This is a genomic window from Kangiella aquimarina DSM 16071, from assembly GCF_000374105.1.
Taxonomy (GTDB): Bacteria; Pseudomonadota; Gammaproteobacteria; order Enterobacterales; family Kangiellaceae; genus Kangiella; species Kangiella aquimarina.
Genome location: NZ_KB893652.1, coordinates 1 through 5,692 on the forward strand (window position 1 = coordinate 1; position 5,692 = coordinate 5,692).

Sequence of the window (5,692 nt, forward strand, 5' to 3'; positions counted from 1 at the left end):
ATAAGCGCTTGGCGATGACCTACTCTCACATGGGGAAGCCCCACACTACCATCGGCGATGAGTCGTTTCACTTCTGAGTTCGGGATGGGATCAGGTGGTTCCAACTCTCTATTGTCGCCAAGCATAAAAAAATTGAGTATCTATGCTTGTACAAGTCTTTCAATTCGGCAGAAGAAGTTAAAATCTGTTTGCAGTATTCACCAGTGTTATATCGTTTCAGTTATTTGCTATACAAACCACTTGGGTGTTATATAGTCAAGCCTCTCGAGCAATTAGTATCAGTTAGCTTAACGTCTCACAACGCTTCCACACCTGACCTATCAACGTCGTAGTCTACAACGGCTCTTCAGGAGACTTAAAGTCTCAGGGAGATCTCATCTTGAGGGGGGCTTCCCGCTTAGATGCTTTCAGCGGTTATCCTGTCCGAACATAGCTACCCGGCAATGCCACTGGCGTGACAACCGGAACACCAGAGGTTCGTCCACTCCGGTCCTCTCGTACTAGGAGCAGCTCCTCTCAAATCTCCAACGCCCACGGCAGATAGGGACCGAACTGTCTCACGACGTTCTGAACCCAGCTCGCGTACCTCTTTAAATGGCGAACAGCCATACCCTTGGGACCGGCTACAGCCCCAGGATGAGATGAGCCGACATCGAGGTGCCAAACACTACCGTCGATATGAACTCTTGGGTAGTATCAGCCTGTTATCCCCGGAGTACCTTTTATCCGTTGAGCGATGGCCCTTCCATTCAGAACCACCGGATCACTATGACCTACTTTCGTACCTGCTCGACGTGTCAGTCTCGCAGTTAAGCTGGCTTGTGCCATTACACTAACCTCATGATTTCCGACCATGATTAGCCAACCTTCGTGCTCCTCCGTTACTCTTTGGGAGGAGACCGCCCCAGTCAAACTACCCACCACACACTGTCCTCGATCCGGATAACGGACCTGAGTTAGAACTCAAAACATACCAGGCTGGTATTTCAAGGTCGACTCCACACACACTGGCGTGCATGCTTCAAAGTCTCCCAGCTATCCTACACAAGCAGGTTCTAAGTCCAGTGTGAAGCTGTAGTAAAGGTTCACGGGGTCTTTCCGTCTAGCCGCGGGAACACTGCATCTTCACAGCGAGTTCAATTTCACTGAGTCTCGGGTGGAGACAGTGTGGCCGTCGTTACGCCATTCGTGCAGGTCGGAACTTACCCGACAAGGAATTTCGCTACCTTAGGACCGTTATAGTTACGGCCGCCGTTTACCGGGGCTTCGATCAAGAGCTTCTCCGAAGATAACCCCATCAATTAACCTTCCGGCACCGGGCAGGCGTCACACCCTATACGTCCACTTTCGTGTTTGCAGAGTGCTGTGTTTTTGATAAACAGTCGCAGCCACCTGGTATCTTCGACCAGTCTCAGCTCAAGGAGCAAGTCCTATCACCAAAACCGGCGCACCTTCTCCCGAAGTTACGGTGCCATTTTGCCTAGTTCCTTCACCCGAGTTCTCTCAAGCGCCTTAGTATTCTCTACCTGACCACCAGTGTTGGTTTGGGGTACGGTCGGTGTATATCTGAAGTTTAGAAGATTTTCCTGGAAGCCTGGCATCAACCACTTCAGTCCCGTNGGACCTCGTCATCAGCTCTCGGCCTTAAGAACCCGGATTTGCCTAAGTTCTCAGCCTACCACCTTAAACGCGGACAACCGTCGCCGCGCTGGCCTAGCCTTCTCCGTCTCTCCATCACAATATACACCGGTACAGGAATATTAACCTGTTTCCCATCGACTACGCATCTCTGCCTCGCCTTAGGGGCCGACTCACCCTGCTCCGATTAACGTCGAACAGGAACCCTTGGTCTTCCGGCGTGCGGGTTTTTCACCCGCATTAACGTTACTCATGTCAGCATTCGCACTTCTGATACCTCCAGCAACCTTCTCAAGTCACCTTCAACGGCTTACAGAACGCTCCTCTACCAATATACTAAAAGTATATTCCGCAGCTTCGGTGTATCGCTTAGCCCCGTTACATCTTCCGCGCAGGCCGACTCGACTAGTGAGCTATTACGCTTTCTTTAAAGGGTGGCTGCTTCTAAGCCAACCTCCTAGCTGTCTAAGCCTTCCCACATCGTTTCCCACTTAGCGATAACTTTGGGACCTTAGCTGGCGGTCTGGGTTGTTTCCCTTTCCACGACGGACGTTAGCACCCGCCGTGTGTCTCCCACGCTGTACTCCTAGGTATTCGGAGTTTGCATCGGGTTGGTAAGTCGGGATGACCCCCTAGCCGAAACAGTGCTCTACCCCCTAGGGTAATACGTGAGGCTCTACCTAAATAGATTTCGAGGAGAACCAGCTATCTCCCGGTTTGATTAGCCTTTCACTCCGATCCACAGTTCATCCCCTCATTTTGCAACATAAGTGGGTTCGGTCCTCCAGTTGGTGTTACCCAACCTTCAACCTGACCATGGATAGATCACCGGGTTTCGGGTCTACCTCCAGCAACTAGACGCCCTATTAAGACTCGGTTTCCCTACGGCTCCCCTATTCGGTTAACCTTGCTACTGAAGAGTAAGTCGCTGACCCATTATACAAAAGGTACGCAGTCACACGACTAAATCGTGCTTCCACTGCTTGTAAGCATGCGGTTTCAGGGTCTATTTCACTCCCCTCACTGGGGTTCTTTTCGCCTTTCCCTCACGGTACTGGTTCACTATCGGTCGACAGAGAGTATTTAGCCTTGGAGGATGGTCCCCCCATCTTCAGTCAAGATAACACGTGTCCCGACCTACTCGTTTTCACTTCCAATTCGCTTTCGTGTACGGGGCTATCACCCTGTATCGCCAGACTTTCCAGACTGTTCCACTAACTCACTAGAAGCTTAAGGGCTAATCCGCGTTCGCTCGCCGCTACTAACGGAATCTCGGTTGATTTCTGTTCCTACGGGTACTTAGATGTTTCAGTTCCCCGCGTTCGCCTCTTACACCTATGAATTCAGTGCAAGATAACCAGCTTATACTGGCTGGGTTTCCCCATTCGGAAATCCTCGGATATAACGTTTGTTGTCAACTCCCCGAGGCTTATCGCAGACTACCACGTCCTTCATCGCCTTCTGTCGCCTAGGCATCCACCGCATGCTCTTAGTCACTTGACTATATAACCCCAAATAGTTTGACGTCATACAGNACAAACAACTGATATTACTTCGNTATACGTCCGACTTATGACGCATAACGCTAACATGATGAATACAAATTTGCTTACAAATTTTTACTCGCTTCTGCCAAATTGTTAAAGAACTCGTTCTGGTCATAAATACCCAGATGAATAAGNNTTCCTATTCATCTTGATACTTAAACTTGATCGTAAATGGTGGAGCTAAGCGGGATCGAACCGCTGACCTCCTGCGTGCAAGGCAGGCGCTCTCCCAGCTGAGCTATAGCCCCATTTGATATCGGTGATTTCGGCCTCTCAGCCTAATTTGGTAGGTCTGGGCAGACTTGAACTGCCGACCTCACCCTTATCAGGGGTGCGCTCTAACCAGCTGAGCTACAGACCTATTATCTATATCTGTTTTGTTACAGACACTCATGGCCTGCACAACCGATCAAGTTCCAGTNAAATAAGACAATTTGTGTGAACACTTATGAGACGTGTAATCTTAGTCTGTAAGGAGGTGATCCAGCCGCAGGTTCCCCTACGGCTACCTTGTTACGACTTCACCCCAGTCATTGACCACACCGTGGTAACCGCCCAATGTTAAGCTAGCTACTTCTGGTGCAAACAACTCCCATGGTGTGACGGGCGGTGTGTACAAGGCCCGGGAACGTATTCACCGCAGCATTCTGATCTGCGATTACTAGCGATTCCGACTTCATGTACTCGAGTTGCAGAGTACAATCCGGACTACGAACAGCTTTAAGAGATTAGCTCCCCCTCGCGGGTTGGCAACCCTCTGTACTGCCCATTGTAGCACGTGTGTAGCCCAGGTCGTAAGGGCCATGATGACTTGACGTCGTCCCCACCTTCCTCCGGTTTGTCACCGGCAGTCTCCTTAGAGTTCTCAACTTAATGTTAGCAACTAAGGACAAGGGTTGCGCTCGTTACGGGACTTAACCCAACATCTCACGACACGAGCTGACGACAGCCATGCAGCACCTGTCTCAGAGTTCCCGAAGGCACCAATCCATCTCTGGAAAGTTCTCTGGATGTCAAGACCTGGTAAGGTTCTTCGCGTTGCATCGAATTAAACCACATGCTCCACCGCTTGTGCGGGCCCCCGTCAATTCATTTGAGTTTTAACCTTGCGGCCGTACTCCCCAGGCGGTCTATTTATCGCGTTTGCTGCGCCACTAAGTATCTTAATATACCCAACAGCTAATAGACATCGTTTACGGCGTGGACTACCAGGGTATCTAATCCTGTTCGCTACCCACGCTTTCGCACCTCAGCGTCAGTATCAGCCCAGGGGGTCGCCTTCGCCACTGATGTTCCTCCAGATCTCTACGCATTTCACCGCTACACCTGGAATTCCACCCCCCTCTTCTGTACTCTAGACGACCAGTCTCAAATGCAGTTCCCAGGTTGAGCCCGGGGCTTTCACATCTGACTTAATCATCCGCCTACGCGCGCTTTACGCCCAGTAATTCCGATTAACGCTTGCACCCTCCGTATTACCGCGGCTGCTGGCACGGAGTTAGCCGGTGCTTCTTCTATAGGTAACGTCAATCTCAATGGGTATTAACCATTAAGCCTTCCTCCCTATTGAAAGTGCTTTACAACCCGAAGGCCTTCTTCACACACGCGGTATTGCTGGATCAGGCTTGCGCCCATTGTCCAATATTCCCCACTGCTGCCTCCCGTAGGAGTCTGGGCCGTGTCTCAGTCCCAGTGTGGCTGATCATCCTCTCAGACCAGCTACAGATCGTTGCCTTGGTAGGCCATTACCCCACCAACAAGCTAATCTGACGCAGGCTCATCGAATAGTGAGAGCTTTCAAGAAGAGGCCCTCTTTACACCGAAGTGCACATGCGGTATTAATCCGGATTTCTCCGGGCTATCCCCCGCTACTCGGTAGATTCCTACGTGTTACTCACCCGTCCGCCACTCGCCACCAAGAAAGCAAGCTTTCTCGTGCTGCCGTTCGACTTGCATGTGTTAAGCATACCGCCAGCGTTCAATCTGAGCCATGATCAAACTCTTCAGTTTAATGTTTTTCGAAGACCGAAATCTTCTAAATATCTTGACTCGATGAATCACCAACTTGAATTACATTTTGTTCTAATAGAACGAATTGTCTTTCAGGGTGTTGGTCACTCAATCGATAAATGGATTACATCATCGACATAAGTGCCCACACAAATTGTCTTATCTTCTCTGTTAAAGAACGTCTTGGCGAAGAACCTGCTCCGCTCAAGTGGGCGCACATTATATATCGCCCCAACCTCCTGTCAACATCTTTTGATAATCTTTTTTAACTTTCTGTTAAACAAACAATTATCAACCATTTCGCTCCTTCGAAATGCCCCCGAGTTTCCTCAGAGCCGGCGCGCATTATAGAGCGCCATAACTTCCTGTCAACACCTTTTCAAAAACTTTTTTCTACGCTTCTGAAACCTTCCTTCCTGGACTTCCCTTCCGCGACTTCTGCCTCGAAAGTGGTGCGCATTATAAGCACCATTTCCCACTTCGCAAGCTCTTTTTGA

2 tRNA genes and 3 rRNA genes are annotated in these 5,692 nt (G+C 49.9%); all 5 read right to left on the reverse strand.

What is annotated here, in order from left to right:
- Positions 1-6: 6 nt before the first annotated feature.
- A 5S ribosomal RNA gene (gene rrf, locus B158_RS0112735) occupies positions 7-122 on the reverse strand.
- Positions 123-251: 129 nt separating this feature from the next.
- Positions 252-3,141, reverse strand: a 23S ribosomal RNA gene (locus B158_RS0112740).
- A 216-nt stretch (positions 3,142-3,357) separates the two neighbouring features.
- Positions 3,358-3,433 (reverse strand) — tRNA-Ala (locus tag B158_RS0112745).
- 36 nt (positions 3,434-3,469) lie between these two features.
- Positions 3,470-3,546, reverse strand: a tRNA-Ile gene (locus tag B158_RS0112750).
- 110 nt (positions 3,547-3,656) lie between these two features.
- Positions 3,657-5,195 (reverse strand): 16S ribosomal RNA (locus B158_RS0112755).
- The 16S, 23S and 5S rRNA genes sit together here with 2 tRNA genes alongside, the layout of an rRNA operon.
- Positions 5,196-5,692: the final 497 nt, after the last annotated feature.